Origin of the sequence: Vibrio sp. 10N.261.55.F4 (assembly GCF_041470465.1) — a bacterium.
GTDB classification, from domain to species: Bacteria; Pseudomonadota; Gammaproteobacteria; order Enterobacterales; family Vibrionaceae; genus Vibrio; species Vibrio crassostreae_C.
In genome coordinates, this window is sequence record NZ_JBFRMM010000018.1 from 19912 (window position 1) to 37571 (window position 17660).

At 43.7% G+C, this 17660-nt stretch carries 16 protein-coding genes; 9 read left to right on the forward strand and 7 right to left on the reverse strand.

Features of this window, described 5'->3' with window-relative positions; translation table 11 throughout:
* Window positions 1–34 precede the first annotated feature (34 nt).
* The 4 genes from AB4249_RS09755 to AB4249_RS09770 all read right to left on the reverse strand — a co-directional run bounded on the left by AB4249_RS09755 (window position 35) and on the right by AB4249_RS09770 (window position 3774).
* Window positions 35–844: a transporter substrate-binding domain-containing protein gene (locus AB4249_RS09755; protein WP_017067595.1), complete on the reverse strand. Its 810-nt coding sequence runs from the start codon at window positions 842–844 to the stop codon at window positions 35–37.
* 12 nt (window positions 845–856) lie between these two features.
* Window positions 857–1654, reverse strand: a complete 798-nt coding sequence (locus AB4249_RS09760; protein WP_372102936.1) for an amino acid ABC transporter permease — start codon at window positions 1652–1654, stop codon at window positions 857–859.
* Window positions 1654–2400: an amino acid ABC transporter ATP-binding protein gene (locus AB4249_RS09765; RefSeq protein WP_102333483.1), complete on the reverse strand. Its 747-nt coding sequence runs from the start codon at window positions 2398–2400 to the stop codon at window positions 1654–1656. Before AB4249_RS09765 ends, AB4249_RS09760 begins: the two co-directional genes overlap by 1 nt.
* Before the next feature lie 225 nt (window positions 2401–2625).
* Window positions 2626–3774, reverse strand: a complete 1149-nt coding sequence (locus AB4249_RS09770; RefSeq protein WP_372102938.1) for an iron-containing alcohol dehydrogenase — start codon at window positions 3772–3774, stop codon at window positions 2626–2628.
* Between the two features lie 193 nt (window positions 3775–3967).
* Here AB4249_RS09770 and AB4249_RS09775 point away from each other — a divergent pair, with 193 nt between their 5' ends.
* From AB4249_RS09775 to AB4249_RS09800, 6 genes are all read left to right on the forward strand, one after another.
* Window positions 3968–4852 (forward strand): AraC family transcriptional regulator, encoded by an 885-nt coding sequence (locus AB4249_RS09775; RefSeq protein WP_017062661.1) that lies wholly within the window; start codon window positions 3968–3970, stop codon window positions 4850–4852.
* A 649-nt stretch (window positions 4853–5501) separates the two neighbouring features.
* Window positions 5502–6749, forward strand: a complete 1248-nt coding sequence (locus tag AB4249_RS09780; protein ID WP_372102940.1) for a RidA family protein — start codon at window positions 5502–5504, stop codon at window positions 6747–6749.
* 213 nt (window positions 6750–6962) lie between these two features.
* Complete coding sequence (locus AB4249_RS09785; protein WP_017062659.1) at window positions 6963–7319, forward strand: hypothetical protein; 357 nt, start codon at window positions 6963–6965, stop codon at window positions 7317–7319.
* Window positions 7320–7413: 94 nt separating this feature from the next.
* Window positions 7414–7563, forward strand: a complete 150-nt coding sequence (locus AB4249_RS09790) for a hypothetical protein (protein WP_017067591.1) — start codon at window positions 7414–7416, stop codon at window positions 7561–7563.
* A 118-nt stretch (window positions 7564–7681) separates the two neighbouring features.
* Window positions 7682–8146, forward strand: coding sequence for an acyltransferase (locus AB4249_RS09795; protein ID WP_372102942.1), 465 nt, complete (start codon window positions 7682–7684; stop codon window positions 8144–8146).
* Between the two features lie 69 nt (window positions 8147–8215).
* Window positions 8216–8734: a GNAT family N-acetyltransferase gene (locus AB4249_RS09800; RefSeq protein WP_017062656.1), complete on the forward strand. Its 519-nt coding sequence runs from the start codon at window positions 8216–8218 to the stop codon at window positions 8732–8734.
* A gap of 115 nt (window positions 8735–8849) precedes the next feature.
* On the opposite strand, the gene AB4249_RS09805 is transcribed toward AB4249_RS09800, so the two are convergent.
* On the reverse strand, window positions 8850–9296 hold the full coding sequence (locus AB4249_RS09805; protein ID WP_017062655.1) for a DUF417 family protein: 447 nt from the start codon (window positions 9294–9296) through the stop codon (window positions 8850–8852).
* Between the two features lie 281 nt (window positions 9297–9577).
* Here AB4249_RS09805 and AB4249_RS09810 point away from each other — a divergent pair, with 281 nt between their 5' ends.
* The gene (locus AB4249_RS09810; protein WP_004731436.1) at window positions 9578–9940 is read left to right on the forward strand and encodes a RidA family protein; all 363 of its coding nucleotides are present in this window, start codon (window positions 9578–9580) and stop codon (window positions 9938–9940) included.
* Between the two features lie 148 nt (window positions 9941–10088).
* Here the strand turns inward: AB4249_RS09810 and AB4249_RS09815 are convergent, their stop codons facing one another.
* A complete protein-coding gene (locus tag AB4249_RS09815) occupies window positions 10089–11675 on the reverse strand; it encodes a BCCT family transporter (protein ID WP_108193192.1) in 1587 nt (528 codons plus the stop codon).
* Between the two features lie 475 nt (window positions 11676–12150).
* On the opposite strand from AB4249_RS09815, the gene AB4249_RS09820 reads away from it, so the two are divergent.
* Both AB4249_RS09820 and AB4249_RS09825 read left to right on the forward strand, forming a co-directional pair.
* Window positions 12151–15318 carry a chitinase C-terminal domain-containing protein gene (locus tag AB4249_RS09820; protein ID WP_372102946.1) on the forward strand — a complete coding sequence of 1056 codons (3168 nt, stop codon included), beginning with the start codon at window positions 12151–12153 and terminating at the stop codon, window positions 15316–15318.
* A gap of 294 nt (window positions 15319–15612) precedes the next feature.
* Window positions 15613–17076 carry a diguanylate cyclase domain-containing protein gene (locus AB4249_RS09825; protein ID WP_372102947.1) on the forward strand — a complete coding sequence of 488 codons (1464 nt, stop codon included), beginning with the start codon at window positions 15613–15615 and terminating at the stop codon, window positions 17074–17076.
* Window positions 17077–17211: 135 nt separating this feature from the next.
* On the opposite strand, the gene AB4249_RS09830 is transcribed toward AB4249_RS09825, so the two are convergent.
* Window positions 17212–17466 (reverse strand): YgjV family protein, encoded by a 255-nt coding sequence (locus tag AB4249_RS09830; RefSeq protein ID WP_017068159.1) that lies wholly within the window; start codon window positions 17464–17466, stop codon window positions 17212–17214.
* Window positions 17467–17660: the final 194 nt, after the last annotated feature.

The following is a 17660-nucleotide window of genomic DNA, read 5'->3' on the forward strand; positions in this document are numbered from 1 at the left end:
ATGCACTGCCTCGATTCACTAGCAAAAGTTCTGATTACTGACCTTGAGCAATCTGGTCTTGCCAATCTAGAGTAGAGAACCAGTACTCGTAACGCTCTTTCAACCAACCGTCTTCAGTACGTGCTTTGATCCACTCGTTGAAGAATTCTGTCTTGTCAGTTTCACCTAGGCGAACTGCAAATGCTTCATTACCTTTTGATAGGCGTTCTTCGAATGGAATAAATAGCGTGTCTGCGTTTTTAATCGCTTCGTGTTCTGGTTTCGGGCTAGACGCGATAACCGCGTGTGCGTTGCCGTTTAATACTTCTTGGAATGCTTGAGCATCGTCATCGAACTGTAGAACTTTCGCTTTAGGGAAGGTTTCACGAGCTACTTGCACTGTGAATGCACCACGACGCGCTGCAATTTTTACACGGCGAGAATCAAAATCAGAGATTTGTGTAAAACCTTCTGCTAGCTCTTTATTCGCTGCCAGTTGAACGCCAGAGTGCGAGTAAGGTTCAGTGAACAATACGCTTTTAGCGCGAGCTTCAGTGATAGACATACCGCCAATGATTACATCAAACTTGTTCGAAAGTAGAGAAGGAATAATGCCATCCCATGCCGTCGGTACGAATTCAACTTTCCAGCCAGAATCTTCAGCAAGACGTTTTGCTACATCGATTTCAAAGCCAACAAGATCGCCTTGTTTGTTACGCATCGCCCAAGGAACAAATGTCGACATACCAACGCGTAGAGAGCCACGTTCGTTTATTTTGTCTAGGTTAGGCGTTTCAGAAGCAAGAGCAGGCAAACTGACGGCAAGCGCAAGTAGGGCTGTAATTGCGGTTTTAAATAGCTTCATGCTGATAAATCCTTATTGTGTTCGCCAGTTAGCTCCGAGCTTATGCTCAAGCCAAGCAGCAACGGCAGAAAGTGAAAGTGTAAGAGCAAGATAAATGATCGCCACAGAGAACCAAATCTCGAATGGCATCGCGGTTTCAGAAACAATGTTTCTGGCTTCAGTCGTCAGGTCAAAAATAGCCATGACACTCACAATTGAAGAGTTTTTAATAAGAGAGATCACTTCATTGGTCAAAGGTGGCAAGGTGCGTTGCACCACCTGAGGAAGAATCACATCCCAGTAAGTATAGGTCTTTGATAAGCCCAAGGATTGAGCTGCTTCAAATTGTCCTCTCGCAATACCATTTAAACCAGCACGAAATATCTCGGCGGTGTAAGCGCCTTGGAAAAGTGCCAAGGCTAAAACGGCAGTACTAAAGCGATCGAGCCCTAATACGGGGCCAAATACAAAATAGAGCAAATAAATTTGTACTAATAACGGCGTGTTACGAATCAACTCAACATAGCTGGTGGCTAAGGTGCGTCCAACCACCGAATTGGAGTTTCGCAATAGGGCTGTGGTTAAGCCAATCACCAGCGTTGCAACCAAAGAAATCAAAGAGATATTGATGGTAACTAGTAGCCCTTCAACTAATTCTGCAGGCCACCATTCACCATCTTCATAGAAAGCAATATAGTCCGGCACACGCTCCCATTGCCAGCTGTATCCCATGGTTTGTGCACCAGAGTCGAGAATCCAAACAACAGCAGCCGCCAGTACAACAATCTGTACCAAAGCAGATAGGGCGGGTTTAATAATTCGAATCAACATCAATAAGTCAGGATCTGATTTAGGAACGCTTGAGTACGTTCATGTTGAGGGGTTTCAAAAAGCGATTGTGGAGTATTCGATTCCACAATTTGTCCTTCATCCATGAAGATAACGCGGTCGGCCACTTGTTTTGCAAAGCCCATTTCGTGGGTCACACACACCATAGTGATGCCTTCGCTCGCCAGTTCAACCATCACATCGAGCACTTCGTTGATCATCTCCGGATCAAGCGCTGAAGTGGGTTCGTCAAACAAGAGTAATTCCGGCTTCATACACAGGGAACGGGCGATAGCCACGCGTTGTTGCTGGCCGCCAGAAAGTTGCACTGGGTATTTGTTGGCTTGTTCTGCAATGTGCACACGCTCTAGATAGTGCATTGCTATCTTCTCGGCTTCTTGTTTGCTTTTTTTAAGCGTACGAATTGGCGACAGAGTTAGGTTCTCAAGCACGGTAAGATGGGGGAATAAATGAAAGTGCTGAAACACCATTCCGACTTGGCCCGGTGTGTTGAACTTACTCGGGAGTACTTGTTCTAGCACGGAAAGTTCGCCACTTTCGAAAGGTTCTAGCTGATTGATACAACGGATCAATGTTGATTTACCCGAACCAGACGGCCCGCAAATCACCACTATCTCTCCTTGTTCAATATTTAAATCGATATCCTTTAGGGCATGAAAATCACCATACCACTTGTTAAGTGACTTAAACTTAACCATTTCCTTGAGATTGTTCAAATCGTTGTTCATACCTAGTAAAGAGACAGGTTTACCTTAACAATATAGAAATATGATTGCACATAAAATTAGGGACTTATGAGAATTTAATAGCATCTTGTAGGGCAAATTAAAAAGCAGCGCCCAAAATGAACGCTGCTTCTGTTGTACGAAAGAAAAAAGTAATGGGTTCAGTCAGATGTGAAAATTCATCGTTGTATGACCAATATCTTTACTTTCTCTCTATTTTCCCGATTCTTAGTGAATCGCAGACTCTAGAATCTCACGTGTTTTCTCTGGCGTGATTGCTTGGTTCTCACCAAGTTGTAGGTAGCCGTGTGATTCAAGTTGAGCAACAACATTGTCAATCGCCGTTGCTTTGTTTGTTTCGTAGCCGTCGAACATGGTTGCTACGTCTAGGCTGTGGTAGAACGCTTCGATTGCAGCGATTGTGCGTTCTGCTAAATCAGCACCCGCTTCTAAGCCAAATACGTTACGACCCATTTGCTCTAGCTTGCCACGTTTCGCTTCGATTTGGTTACGAAGTAGTGAAGGTTGAACAATCGCAAGCGAACGTGCGTGGTCTACGTGCCATAGTGCAGTGAATTCGTGGCCAATCATGTGAGTTGCCCAATCTTGAGGAACACCCGTACCAATTAGGCCGTTAAGCGCTTGGTTTGCAGTCCACATTAGGTTTGCACGCCATGCGTCGTTGTCACGCTCGTCGTATTGCTTACCCAGTACAAGTAGGTTCTTAAGCAGTGTTTCTGCGTAACCGTCTTGAACCATCGCGTCTGTTGGCATTGTGATGTATTGCTCACATACGTGAACCCACGCATCAACTAGACCGTTGATCAGTTGGCGCTCTGGCAGAGACTTCATTACGTCTGGGTCCATAACCGCAAACTTAGGCTGTACTGCAGGGTTAAGGAAAGCAAGCTTCTCTTGAGTCGCTTTACGCGTGATTACCGCACCCATGTTAGATTCAGAACCTGTCGCAGGAAGTGTCAGTACCGCACCGATTGGCGTCGCTTCAGTTACTTGGTGTTTGCCCGTTAGGATGTCCCAACCGTCGCCGTCGTATTTAGCCGCTGCAGCAACGTATTTAGAACCGTCGATTACCGAACCACCGCCAACAGCGATAATGAACTCTGCGTTTTCTTCTTTAACAAGAGCGACTGCTTTGTCTAGCGTCTCTTTGGTAGGGTTTGCTTCAACGCCAGAGAACTCAATCCAAGAGTGATCTTTTAAAGCTTCTACAACTTGGTCGTATACACCGTTGCTCTTGATTGAACCGCCACCATAGATGACCAGTACTTTCTTCGAAGTATCAACCGCTTGGCTGATAGCGTTGATTTGGCCTTGGCCGAAATGGATAACAGTAGGGTTAACGTAAGTAAATTGCATCAGAGATTCCTTGTGTAAAGCGAAATTTGTTATTTTGGTTTATTGCTCAATTTCTATATTTGCATATTAGTACAGTAATCTAGGTCAATGAAGAGCTGTTCCTCCAAATAAATTGCCTATTTCTACAAACTTGATATTCTTCCTCTGCTTTAGCTTACTTACTCTTAGCACTTAGAATGGAAAGTCGCCACTTATGAAAACACTCGCTCAGTTATTACAGTCTTATGTTGAACACAAAGGTTGGGATGACCTTGAAGGGATCAGAGAAACTGAAATTAGCGGTGTGTGGTTGTATCGAAGCAGTGGCGGGAATCAGCGTCAGCCATTTACTTACCAGTCTGGCATTATCATGCTCGGACAGGGCAAAAAGAACATCTACATTGGTGAAAGGCCCGTGACTTACGCTGCGGGTGATTATCTTGTGGTGGGTGTGCCAATGCCGTTAGAGTGCGAAGCCTTGCCTGTTAATGGTGAACCATTGCTTGGCTTGTCGATAAGCATTGATTCTCAACGTTTGCATAGCTTAGTCAAAAAGCTCGAAGATCAAGGCTTCTTAGAGAGCTACTGCAACAAGCATAAACAGAACTCGAGTGGCTTAGAATCGACGCCGATGGAAGAGCAAATGCTAGAGAGCTTTACCCGGTTGGTGAAAACGCTGCATTGCGACATTGAAGCCAATATATTGGGCGATGCCATGGTGACAGAGATTGTCTACCGCGCATTAACCGGTTCAGAAGGGCGTGTGCTGTTTGATTTAGCTCATCATGATGGCCATTACGCACGTGTTGCCAAAGCGCTGTCTAAAGTGCATGAAGAGTACGACCAAACTATTACTGTTCAATCGCTTGCCGACGAAGCCAACATGAGTGTGTCTGCCTTCCACTATGCATTCCGTAATGTCACCTTTGAATCACCGCTTCAATATTTGAAGAAGGTCAGGCTTAACAAAGCCAAAGAATTGATTCAACTAGAAGGTCTACGAATTAGCGATGCTGCACGCCGAGTCGGCTACTCCAGTCCATCTCAATTCAGTCGTGAATTTAAGCGCCATTTCAATACCACTCCAAGAGCGGTTTAGTTCTTTTTTCAACGAAACTATGTGTTGAGAGCTATGGTGCCAAAAGCTATGGTGTCGATTGCTCTTCGTTGACGCCATCGTGATTCCTGAAAGTCCCATGTCTTGGCTGAACACCATACTTCTCATGTCATTCCCCTGAGTCTCACATTTGTTGAATTATATGAGTAAATGTATCTAATTATAGGCATTGTCAGTTTGTTGGTATTGGATTTTTGAATATATTATTAACCGGATTTATGTGTAATGAGTCCGGTAAAATAATTAATTAAATAGCCTAAGAGTTTATGCACGGTATAGGGGAGAAACTCACTAATTCAGCTAGTAACGAAGTTTTAGTGTGAACAACCTATCAAATATTATCTAAATTTCGGGAATTACTCACCGTATTCTCAGAGATAGTATTCATGATTGTTGAATATATCAAAAGATAAAGAGAATTTATTACTCGTTTCGCTCTATTATTGCGGATAATTAGTCGTGTTGTGACTAATTATTCTGTAAATCCCTGATTTATGGTTAAGTGATAGCCTGACGGGTATCACGTTTACCCTAAAATAATTCACTTAACATGGCGCTACTTTAATCATTCTTTCCAATACGATTGTTCAATATAAATACGTATTCCTATATTATTAAAAGGATAATTCCGATGAGTAGCGATATCATTAAAATTTCAAGAAATACTGAAAACGCACCAATTAATTCTGTATCTACACAAACGGTCGCTTTTTCTCATTATAATAACTTTTCTGCTCAATTACCTGTTGACCCTAAAACAGGTCAAATAGTAGCTGGTGATATTAAAGACCAAGCAACGCAATGCTTAAATAATATTAAAGCGATTGTTGAAAGCATCGACCATGTTATGGATGATGTCGTGAAGATTAATGTTTTCGTTAAGAATATTTCTGATATCGATGCTATTGATGAAGTTTACAAAAGCTTCTTCCACAACAGCCTTCCGACACGTACAGTCGTGGGTGTCGCTGCGCTGCCGAACAGTGACGCTTTAGTTCAAATGGATGCTCTTATTTCAAACGGTGAAGGCACTAAACCACAAGCACCTTGCGCACTAGTTAAGGTATCAAGAAATACAGATAATGCACCTCAGAGTGTTGTATCGACGCAGACAGCGGCTTTTTCTCACTACAACAACCTTTCGGCTCAATTGCCTATCGATGTAAATACAGGTGAGTTGGTTTCAGGTGGTATCACAGAGCAAACGACACAATGTTTAGCAAACATTAAAACGATTCTAGAGAGTATCGGTCATGTCATGAATGATGTGGTTAAAACCACTATCTATCTTAAAAATGTTGAAGATGCAGAAAAGGTAAATGAAGTTTGCGCTAAGTTCTTCCCAAGTTATGTACCAGCGCGAACGGTTGTTAATGCCGCTGAACTACCGATGGGCGCTTTAATTCAAATTGATACATCCGTTTCACATGGCGACGGTACACCGCCGCAATTACCAGAAGACACTCGCTTGTTGGTTATTGAAGCTAATAATACTGTCGATGCCCCTTTCATGGCTTATTCGCACACCGTTGCTTTCTCTAACTACAATCATATTTCTGGTCAACTACCTTTAGACCCGAAAACTAATGAAATGGTTGCTGGTGGTGTAAAAGAGCAAGCGGAACAATGTTTAAACAATATTAAGGCGATAATTGAAAGCGTTGACCATAGCATGGACGATACGGTGAAAATTAATATTCAACTTAAGGATATTTCAGATATTGATGTGGTAAACGAAGTCTACACCACATTCTTTAATGCTGAGCTGCCTGCAAGAACGGTAGTAGGGGTTTCAGAAATCCCAATGAATGCTTTAGTACAAATTGATGCTGTCGTTTCTAACTGTGAAGGGACACCTCCACAAGACGTTGTTGCATAAATCAATTGAACCCTTCTCGATAATATCGATCAGATCTCGGTTTAGCTTCCAAATAGGGAGCAAACTCAACAGGCCGAGATCTGATCCGTTCACTTCATTACTCAAGTCCATCGAAGCGACACACCTAAGCTTATCCCGTAAACATGGTATTTATAAGGTTGAAGTGTTTTAATATGAAAAACGGACGCTTAACGTAATAAAGAAAACCAGTTTATGCAATTTCGAGCCATTTTACTGCTATGCCTTACCCTAATAGGGTGTTCGTCCAATCAAGAGTTGGTACCCGACCCAACAACCATCACGCTATTTTATGGTGATACATCCATCGCCGCAGGTGTTTTAGAGGATAAAACATTCAATTCAGTCCTTGCCGATAGGGTTGAAAGCGTTACGTTTTCGGGCTCAATATCAAAGAAAGACTCTGGCTATTTTGTCGATATGTTAGTGATTCGAGAAACAAAAGAGCCACGTTCAACACGACAGCTTAACACCTCGCTTCTAATGAAACCGGGAGAGTTAGTAGATGTTGGCGGTGTGAATAACGATGTGTTCAGGGTAATCCTCGAGTAACAAAAATAAAGTGTTCAATTAATCTGATTTTTTGCTTTACCTCAACCTAACTTCAAGTCTTAAGCTTCTCTTACTGATTAAGAAGGAGCTTATTATGCAAAATAACTACATAAAAGAACTCGCCGTTAAAACTTACCAAGAAGACCTTCAAAAAGAGTACGTTAGATCTAAAGCTCAGCCATTCCACGCCCCAAGTTTTATCGGTGGGGTGCTGTTGTCAGTTGTGCTGGTAGGACTGTTTTAATTTATGCAGAATTTCTGATCCATTGCCAACTCTCAACATATCTATTTGCTGCACTTTAATGGCTACGGCACAATCTCTTAGGTTGAATTGTGACGCTAATGTCGAGAGGAAGTGAAGTATGGCAAGTCCAAGAGTATTAAAGTCACAGATTACTGATATTACCTGTGGCGAGAATGTCACTATCATCGAGCCAAGTAACGTTTATGGCTGTGAGCTTAAAGATGATGTGTTCGTTGGCCCCTTTGTTGAGATTCAAAAGAACACCGTGATAGGTGCGAGAAGCAAGATTCAATCTCACACCTTTATCTGTGAGTATGTGACCATTGGAAGTGACTGCTTTGTTGGTCACGGAGTCATGTTTGCCAACGACTTATTCAAAGAGGGAAAGCCAGATCCTAATCCTGAAAGTTGGGGGCGTACCTTGATAGCTGACAACATCACGATCGGTTCTAACGCTACGGTTCTGTCTGTCAGCATTTGCGAAGGTGCAGTAATCGGCGCGGGCAGTGTGGTAACGAAAGACATTACTGAGAAAGGTATCTATGCAGGTAACCCAGCCAAGAAATTGAGAGGTTTACCGTAACCGTATTAATAAGCCGTGGTTCATGAATCATAAGGTGCGGCTTTTTAGGGAAACATTAGAGTATTTGTCATGGATGTATTTTTACACTTACTTCAACCGAATGACGCGAGTGCGCTTTTGGATTTTGAGGTCGAAAATCGAGAGTGGTTTGAGCAATTTATTCCAGTTAGGGGTGATAGCTTCTATTCAAATGCAGGTGTGACCGAGCAAATCACCAGCTTTCTAACTGAATACGAGAATGGTGAGATGATTCCTATGTTGATCAAAGATGCCAATGGCACTGTCTGTGGAAGAATCAACATCCGCGATATCGACCAGATCGCCCATAGTGGAGAGCTAGGGTATCGAGTAGGTCGTTCCTTTGCTTCAAAAGGCATTGCGTCTAACGCAGTAAAGCAGTTTCTACTCTATTTGGAGGAACAGACCAACCTTAAATATGTTGATGCCTATGCGTTAGTGGGCAATATCGGTTCCAACAAAATCTTATCCAATACCGGTTTTGAATTGGTCGAGTATGTTGAGAGCTACGCGGTGTTTAAAGGAGAACATCAAGATGCTAATTTTTATCGTAAGGTTTTAGCTGACTAGGTGACTATCAGTGCCTTATACATTAGAAGCTGGCAGCGTCCTTCTAGCCAGCTTCGAGTCTTTTTATTTAAAGGTTTAAGGTTACTTCTAGGTTTGGCCACTTCTAGATTTACGGTTACTTCTGAGGTTTGTTATGTTCGATTACGCTAATCGCGATAGCCAAAAACAGGATATCTTTCACTAGGAAGAAGTTAGTGACTAAGATGCCATCCGATACTTTCCAAGCGTTTGGCGTTGTAACCAGGAAGCTAAGTGTCACAACAAAGATAGCCGATGCAGCAATGCCTGAGTAGAAAGCTACTGTCGGCTTCTTAAATCCAACGATCAATCCAATCGCGACGATGATCTCTGCACCACCCACCATGTTAGACACTGCTTGTACCGAGAACAGATTGTAAAGCCAGTTCATTGCTGGGTGGTTTGCGATTAGGGGTTCTATAAGCATCGCTTCAGTTGGTGTAAATTTGTAAATACCAATCCAAGCTAACACTAATGCTACGCCTATCACGCCTAGGTTGTATCCGACATTACTCTGTTTTAAATCATAGGTTTGAACATGCATAAAAGTACTCCATTTAATAAAATCCCTGAATATGACCGCAGGAGTTCAGATTAAATTTCGCATTGAGAATAATAATTAATATATTTATCTAGAGATTTACAGGTAGAGACTTATTGTCTCGATATGAACTTAAATACTGGTGATGTTGAGAACCGAAGCAATGTTTAGGCGATAGTGCTGTTCAAAAGGTACAGCGAGCTTTCCAACTTTTGTTTTTAATACTCACGATTTGGATTAGATTACGTTGACGCAAATCCCTAATTATAAGAAGAGAATCGCTCGTGAAAATCCATAGAATTAACCCGACCAAACGTTGGTCAGATGTAACTGTATTTAATGGCATCGCAAGCTTTGTGGAAGTACCAGAGACGGATACAACGGCAGGAATTAAGAGTCAGGTTCAGCAAATTTTTGATCAAGCTGAAGAAATGATGAGCTTGGTCGACAGTGACAAATCTCGCGTATTGTCGGTAACGATTTACCTAACAGATTTTGCCAATTTTGACGCGTTAAATGAAGTGTGGGAATCGTGGTTCCCTGAAGGCTGTGCGCCAAGCCGTGCATGTGTGAAAGCAGAACTGGCAAACCCTGAGCTATTGGTTGAGATGTCGTTTATGGTTGCTGCGGGTGAAAAGTTTCAATAAGCCGAAATATCGGTAGAAGTAATTGGTCGTATAAACGCTAATCAGCTAATCAATTAGACAGCGAATAGATAAAACAAAGCCACTCAGGTGAATCACTTGAGTGGCTTTTTAATTTTATACGCTACCCGAAACTAAATCGGGTCAGGCATTAAGCGAGACCTTGATCTCTGGCCATCTGTTTCGCGATTTTCGGTGCGTGCCATAGACACGGCAACAAGATGAACGATACAGGAACCGCAGTGATCACAATGAACGACTGTAGAGCGGAGATGCCGCCAGAACCCATTGAGATAAGCGCGATAGCTACTGCACCCATGATGATACCCCAGAAGGTACGTACGGCTGCGTTTGGCTCTGTAGTGCCTGTCATTACCACACTGATGGTGTAAGTCATCGAGTCACCTGTCGTCACGATGAACGTGGTCGTCAGGATAAGGAACAGAATCGCAATCAAAGTAGGGAACGGCAGTTGAGCGGTAATTGCCAGTAGCACAGCAGGAAGGTTAAAGCCTTCGAACGCGCTAGAAATTACGCCTGGGTTCTCTAATTCAAACGCTAGACCACTACCACCAACGATGCTGAACCAGAAACACGTTACTAGCGGTGCTACGATGCTGATAGAGACGATCATTTGGCGAATAGTACGGCCACGTGAGATACGAGCAATAAAGATCGCCATCATCGGACCATAGCCTAAGAACCAACCCCAGAAGAATACGGTCCAGCCACCTAGCCACGCTGTATCTTGGCGGTACAGTGCCATTGGGATGAAGTTATCCACCATTTCGCCCATACCTTGTAGGTAGCCATCAATGATGAAGCTCGTTGGGCCTACTAGCAGAATGTAGCCGATTAGGCACACAGATAAGATGATGTTGTAACGGCTAACCAGTTGGATACCTTTGTTCACGCCACTCAATGCAGACAGTGTGTACATTGCGATAGCGAAAACGATAACCACACTTTGAGTTGCAAAGCTGTCGGAAATACCAAACAGTTCGCTCAACGCGTAGCTGATTTGCAGTCCAAGGAAACCGATAGGGCCAATAGTACCTGCGGCTACAGCGACGATGCTGCACGCGTCGACTACGTTACCAATCCAGCTGTTGATTGCTTTGCCGCCAAGTACTGGGTAAAGCAGCGTGCGTGGCTTAAGAGGAAGACCTTTGTCGTAATGCAAGTGCATTAACACGATGGAAGACAAACCACCTAAGATTGCCCAGGCAAGGAAGCCCCAGTGCATGAAAGATTGTGATAGGGCGTTGAACGCCATCGCTTGAGGATCAGCGTTACCATAAAGTGGTGGAGCTGAAACAAAGTGAGCAATAGGCTCTGCGGCTGCCCAGAACACACCACCGCCTGCTAGCAGCGTACATAGGACGATAGACATCCATTTAAAGGTGGTCATTTCAGGGAGAGCAAGCGTTCCTAAACGAACGTGGCCTGTGCGTCCTAGTGCAAGCACTAAGCCGATAATGAAATTGAGTAGTAGTAGGACTTGCCAGAAAGCACCGAACCACTTAGTTGAGTAACTAAAGCCGATGTTTACAAGTTCGGACAACACGGAGGTGTTGGTGAAAGCAAGGACGACAAAGAGGGTTAAAAAACTCCCACTAAGCCAAAATACTGGGTTTCCGAGTTCCAGTTTTTCACCCAAAGATTGAGCTTTATTGAAATCGATAGAAGTAGCTTCTGCGTTGATGTTTTCGTTGGCGACTTGCGTCAAGTTGGACATTATTTCTTCGCTATATTTGGCTCTTTCAAGCCTATGTATTTCTCCCACACTTGCATAGAAGTGTGAGGTTCGTCAAAAAAATCCGCGATACTACCACAATTGTTAAGAAAAAGTGGGCAAATTTAGAAAAGAAATCAGTTCTACGGCGAAATCAATCCCTTTTGGTTAGTTTTAAAACGAAATTTCAGAACGAACAAATAAAGCAGATATGAATAGAGTTTTGTAATTAAGGATACGAATTAGGCGATATTTTTTAGCGTACCGAAATAAATTTAATATTAGTTGTTCGTGCAAAATAAGTGTCGACTCATTGCATGCTATAAACAAATTAATGCGAGTCATTTTATAAATATCGAATATTTTAGGTGTTAAATTGGCACTGTTACCTACAGTTGTTTTGCGAAGAGATTTAAGTGATGAGAAATATGACACTTAAATTAAGCATCTTGAAACAATAACTTAAGGGACAGCTAACATGCACCTAAACCAAGGAAGAGTGGCCAAGAAAGTTTTTACACTCAGTACTCTCACCGCGTCATGCTTAATGGCGTTCAACAGCTACGCGGCTGTGGATTGTTCAACGTTAGAAGCGTGGGATTCCGCCACGGTGTACACCGGTGGTGATCAGGTTTCACATGACGGCAGCGCGTACTCAGCGAATTACTGGAATCAAAATAACAACCCGAGCCAATTTGAGGGTGACTATGCACAATGGAAAAAGATTGATGTGTGTAGTGGTGGCGGAGGTGGCGGTACGCCAAATGAAGTACCAACGGCTTCATTAACGGCACCCTCTGCTTCTGACGTGATTACTGAAGGCGATAATGTTGTATTGAGTGCAACAGCACTAGATTCTGATGGCAGTGTGGCTTCGGTTGAGTTCTTTGTTGATGGCGCATCTGTTGCGGTAGTCACAGCGGCACCTTTCGAAGCGACTTGGGCTGCAACGTCGGGTAATCATCAGGTTTCTGTTGTTGCAACGGATAATGAAGGCGCAGCAAGTGTTGCAAGTGCGGTTTCTGTTTCTGTTGATTCAGCACAACCAGGGAATGAAGCACCGACAGTTTCAGTTGCACTTTCAGTGACATCTGTTGATGTTGGTGGTGTAGTCACACTGACAGCAACGGCAGCAGATAGCGATGGCACGGTTGATAAGGTTGATTTCTACGTAGCGGGTGCTCTTGTGGGCACTGCTGCAACGAGCCCTTACACGTTAGATTACACAACAACTCAAGCGGGTTCTTTAGCGGTTTACGCGAAAGCAACAGACGACCAAGGTGCGACTGCAGATTCTGCGTTGGCATCTTTGACCGTGAACGGCGCTCCAACAGTGAGCACATGTCGCCCTGATGGCTTATATCAAACTCAAGGTGTCGATGTTCCTTACTGTACAATTTACGATGATGAAGGCCGTGAGAAAATGGGCGCAGACCATCCCCGTCGTGTCATTGGTTACTTCACAAGTTGGCGTGCAGGGGATGACCCACAAGCTGCTTACCTAGTAAATGATATTCCTTGGGAACAACTCACACACATTAACTACGCTTTCGTGAGCATCGGTTCAGATGGCAAAGTAAACGTCGGTGATGTAAACGATCCAAATAACGCAGCGGTTGGTAAAGAGTGGCCGGGTGTGGAAGTTGATCCGGCATTAGGCTTCAAAGGTCACTTCGGTGCATTAGCGACAGCGAAGAAAAAACACGGCGTGAAAACGTTAATCTCAATCGGTGGTTGGGCTGAAACAGGTGGTCACTTCGCGACTGATGGCAGCCGCGTGGCTGATGGTGGTTTCTACACCATGACGACCAATGCTGATGGTTCTATCAACCATCAAGGTATCGAAACATTCGCGACTTCAGCGGTCGAAATGCTGCGTAAGTACCAGTTCGATGGTCTAGATATCGATTACGAATACCCAACTTCTATGGCTGGCGCAGGTAACCCATACGACAAAGACTTCATGGAGCCGCGTCGTCAATACCTGTGGGCGTCGTACCAAGTGTTGATGAAAGTGCTACGTGAGAAGCTCGATGCGGCGTCTGCGCAAGATGGCAATCACTACATGTTAACGATCGCAGCGCCTTCTTCTGGTTACCTATTACGCGGTATGGAAACATTCGATGTAACCAAGTACCTCGATTACGTAAACATCATGTCTTACGACCTTCACGGTGCGTGGAACGATCACGTAGGTCATAACGCAGCCTTGTTTGATACGGGTAAAGATTCAGAGCTAGCGCAGTGGAACGTATACGACACGGCGGCTTACGGTGGTATTGGTTATCTGAACACGGATTGGGCTTACCATTACTTCCGTGGTTCTATGCCAGCAGGCCGTATTAACATCGGTGTGCCTTACTACACTCGTGGTTGGCAAGGCGTAACGGGTGGTGAGAATGGTCTTTGGGGCCGAGCAGCACTGCCAAACCAATCTGAATGTTCAGCGGGTACGGGTGAAGGCGAGAAAAACAACTGTGGCCATGGCGCTATTGGTATCGACAACATGTGGCACGATACCGATCCAAAAGGTAACGAAATGGGCGCGGGTTCTAACCCTATGTGGCACGCGAAGAACCTAGAGAAGGGTATTTGGGGCTCTTACGCTGAAGCTTACAAGCTTGATCCTGTGAATGATCCTTCAGATGTTCTAACGGGCACTTACACGAGAAACTACGACAGTGTGGCGGTTGCCCCTTGGTTGTGGAACGCAGAGAAGGGCGTATTCCTTTCAACAGAAGATAAACAGTCTATCGACGTGAAAGCGGACTACGTTATCGACAAAGAGATCGGCGGCATTATGTTCTGGGAACTAGCAGGGGATTATAACTGTTATGTTCTCGATGCGAATGGCAACCGAACGTCTATCGATACGACCGAACAAGCGTGTAACAGCGGTAACGGTGAGTTCCACATGGGTAACACCATGACGAAAGCTATCTACGATAAGTTTAAGTCTGCAACACCATATGGAAACAAAGTAGCGACGGGTGCTATTCCAACAGAAGCGCTAGATATCGCGGTATCGGTTGGTGGCTTCAAAGTCGGTGACCAAAACTACCCAATCAACCCTAAGATCACGTTCACGAACAACACAGGGCAAGCTCTTCCGGGTGGAACTGAGTTCCAATTCGATATCCCAGTATCTGCACCTGATAACGCGAAAGATCAATCGGGTGGTGGTTTGACCGTGATTGCTTCAGGTCATACTCGCGCGGATAACATCGGTGGACTAGATGGAACCATGCACCGAGTGGCGTTTACGTTGCCGACATGGGAAGAGCTTCCTGCTGGCGGTGTGTATGAGTTAGACATGGTGTATTACTTGCCAATTTCTGGCCCTGCTAACTACGCGGTGAATGTCGGTGGCGTTGATTACGCGTTTAGCTTCGAGCAGCCAGATCTACCATTAGGTGATATCAGTTCAGGTGGCGGTAACCCTGGCGATGGTGGCACCAATCCAGGTACATGTGATACGGCAGGTTTAGCGGTTTACCCAGACTTACCTCAGAAAGATTGGGCAGGTAACCCAAGCCATGCAAACACAGGAGACCAAGTGGTTCACAACGGTAGTGTTTACCAAGCAAACTGGTGGACAAGTTCTGAACCGGGTAGCGATGGTAGCTGGACTCAAGTTTGTTCTTAATTTAATGCTAAGCAAACTATTTATAGACAATAGAGTGTAGTAATAGGTAATAAACACAAATGCTTTTAAGTCTATTTATCAGGAATTAGTATCAATTAAGTAATCAATCTAGACGTAAAATCAAAAAGCCGAACTGAATCCAGTTCGGCGTTTTTGTTATAAGTCACAGATTACGTATAGAAACCCTTAAAAATATCGACACTCATTCAGTAAAAAATAAAAACATGATATAAAACAGTCTGTATATAAGAGAAGTCACAGCGTTACCTGAAATTATAAATCTACGGGGTAATCTTGAAAGTCAGACGTAAATACATTCTTAATTTTTCAATTGCGCTCGCCGTCGTGTCGATGATTCTTTCTGCCTTTCAATTTAATCGAACTGAAAGGTCATTGTTGGAATCTAACCAACTGTTTTTTCGTACGATTGTGAACGCGAGTTACGATATTGTCGACACCACAGTTAATGAGGCGATAAAGACATATCTTAAAGGAATTACGGATACCGTTGCGTCTCATGTATGGCATACCACGCCAGAACAAGAAGTTGAAGAAGTCATTCGAATTGCCAACGAATTGGTGATTGGAGAGTCTGGTTATATCTACCTGATGTCACCACAAGGTATTCATCTATATCACCCGTTTTTACAAGGGAAAAATCGCGCGCATTTAACCCATATTCAACAACAACTGAGCTTACAGTCTGGAATGACCCAATACTCGCACGCCAATCCACATGAAGTTGGCAAGCGTGCGAAGGTCGCATATTCAGTGAGGCTACCGAGTGGCAATACATTGGTGGCGACCACCTATAAAGATGAACTGATGTACCTGGTTGATCTCGAAGCACTTAAAGACAAATTGAGAAAGTACTCGTATGGCGATAGTGGCTATGTATATATCGTTGATTTACAAGGCACGTTAGTCCTTCAACCTAACTTTGAACACGAGCACTTAAAAACCTTGATTGATGACTCTTCAGAGTTGCTTATCGATAAAGTCGTCGATGAACCTGAAGGTCACTTTAGTTACTCTATCTCTACGGCAGATGGCACGACGAGTAAAAACATCTTCTACAAGTTTTATCCGTATCTTAATTGGGTTATTTCTGCTGGTGTCTTAGAACAAGAGCTCAACAAGAACCACAGCTTATTGTTGGCAAGTTTGATGACGTTGGTTGTTAGTCTACTGAGTATCATTGTTGTTCTGGTGCTTTACCTGCGGCATCGTCATCTTAGAATATTGGATGTTGCGAGCCTCGATTACCTCACAGGCCTTCCTAGCCGACGGAGTTTTATCGAGCAGCTAAAACTGAAAATTACTCAAAGGTCGCCTTATCCGCTAACAAATGTCGGTGTCATTTTGCTGGATATTGACCATTTCAAGCGGGTGAACGATCAATATGGTCATGCTCAAGGCGATAGGGTTATCTGTGAGGTCGCAAAATCACTGAAGAGATTTGTTAACCGTCGTCGTTTGATTGCACGCTATGGCGGTGAAGAGTTTATTTTGGTGACGTTTGATTGTGATGAACATGAGTTATTCGAATTATCAGAGGCGTTACGGTTATGTGTTGAGCAACTTCAAGGCTTAGTGTCGCCAGTAACAATCAGCGCTGGTTGTTGCCATGCTCAAGCACTGACTGACATTGAAACCGCTATCGATAAAGCCGACAAAGCGCTTTATCAAGCAAAAGAGAGTGGACGTAACAACACTCAAGCGTATCGAGAGAACGAATATCACGTTGCTTACATGTGATCGGTTGAAAGCCTCATTGAATTGAAAAGTTTTGTTCACACAAATCGAGCTCTTGAGAACGACAAACACAAAAAAGCCCAAATAGATCGCTCTATTTGGGCTTTTTCAGAATTATTTGAAAGGCTAATCGTTAATTTAAGCTTTCGCTGCTTTCATCGCTTCCGTTTTTTTTTCCTTTTGCATTTTTGCAAGGAAGTAGATGTTTACACAAGCGATAAAGCCGTTGGTGGCTGCAACTGGCCATGCGTCAATCATGATGCCGTATGCTGTGAAGAGTGCACAGCCAATAAAGTTAAGGACACGCAGACGAACGATATCTTTCATTGTTAATGAAATTGCGACCATAATAGACGCAGCGTAACCTAAAATTTCAACCATATTGAATTCCATTGTTTGACCCTCTTAAATTTGCCGATACTTTGTCGGTACCAATTCTTCTCTTCATGAGATGATTGAGGAAGCTCCGTGCCTCGAATGGTCTGGTTTTGTTTAACGGGGAGAACTATACCAACTCTGTTTTTGTGATTAAACCCCCAAAACAGACAGAGGTGAAGGTTAGCGATTACGCAAACGTTTAATGACCT

Coding starts and splice junctions, on each gene's coding strand:
- AB4249_RS09800 (WP_017062656.1), top strand. CDS start 8,216: ATGGATGTATTTTTACACTTACTTCAACCGAATGACGCGAGTGCGCTT.
- AB4249_RS09795 (WP_372102942.1), top strand. CDS start 7,682: ATGGCAAGTCCAAGAGTATTAAAGTCACAGATTACTGATATTACCTGT.
- AB4249_RS09815 (WP_108193192.1), bottom strand. CDS start 11,675: ATGTCCAACTTGACGCAAGTCGCCAACGAAAACATCAACGCAGAAGCT.
- AB4249_RS09820 (WP_372102946.1), top strand. CDS start 12,151: ATGCACCTAAACCAAGGAAGAGTGGCCAAGAAAGTTTTTACACTCAGT.
- AB4249_RS09765 (WP_102333483.1), bottom strand. CDS start 2,400: ATGAACAACGATTTGAACAATCTCAAGGAAATGGTTAAGTTTAAGTCA.
- AB4249_RS09805 (WP_017062655.1), bottom strand. CDS start 9,296: ATGCATGTTCAAACCTATGATTTAAAACAGAGTAATGTCGGATACAAC.
- AB4249_RS09755 (WP_017067595.1), bottom strand. CDS start 844: ATGAAGCTATTTAAAACCGCAATTACAGCCCTACTTGCGCTTGCCGTC.
- AB4249_RS09790 (WP_017067591.1), top strand. CDS start 7,414: ATGCAAAATAACTACATAAAAGAACTCGCCGTTAAAACTTACCAAGAA.
- AB4249_RS09770 (WP_372102938.1), bottom strand. CDS start 3,774: ATGCAATTTACTTACGTTAACCCTACTGTTATCCATTTCGGCCAAGGC.
- AB4249_RS09760 (WP_372102936.1), bottom strand. CDS start 1,654: ATGTTGATTCGAATTATTAAACCCGCCCTATCTGCTTTGGTACAGATT.
- AB4249_RS09785 (WP_017062659.1), top strand. CDS start 6,963: ATGCAATTTCGAGCCATTTTACTGCTATGCCTTACCCTAATAGGGTGT.
- AB4249_RS09830 (WP_017068159.1), bottom strand. CDS start 17,466: ATGGAATTCAATATGGTTGAAATTTTAGGTTACGCTGCGTCTATTATG.
- AB4249_RS09775 (WP_017062661.1), top strand. CDS start 3,968: ATGAAAACACTCGCTCAGTTATTACAGTCTTATGTTGAACACAAAGGT.
- AB4249_RS09780 (WP_372102940.1), top strand. CDS start 5,502: ATGAGTAGCGATATCATTAAAATTTCAAGAAATACTGAAAACGCACCA.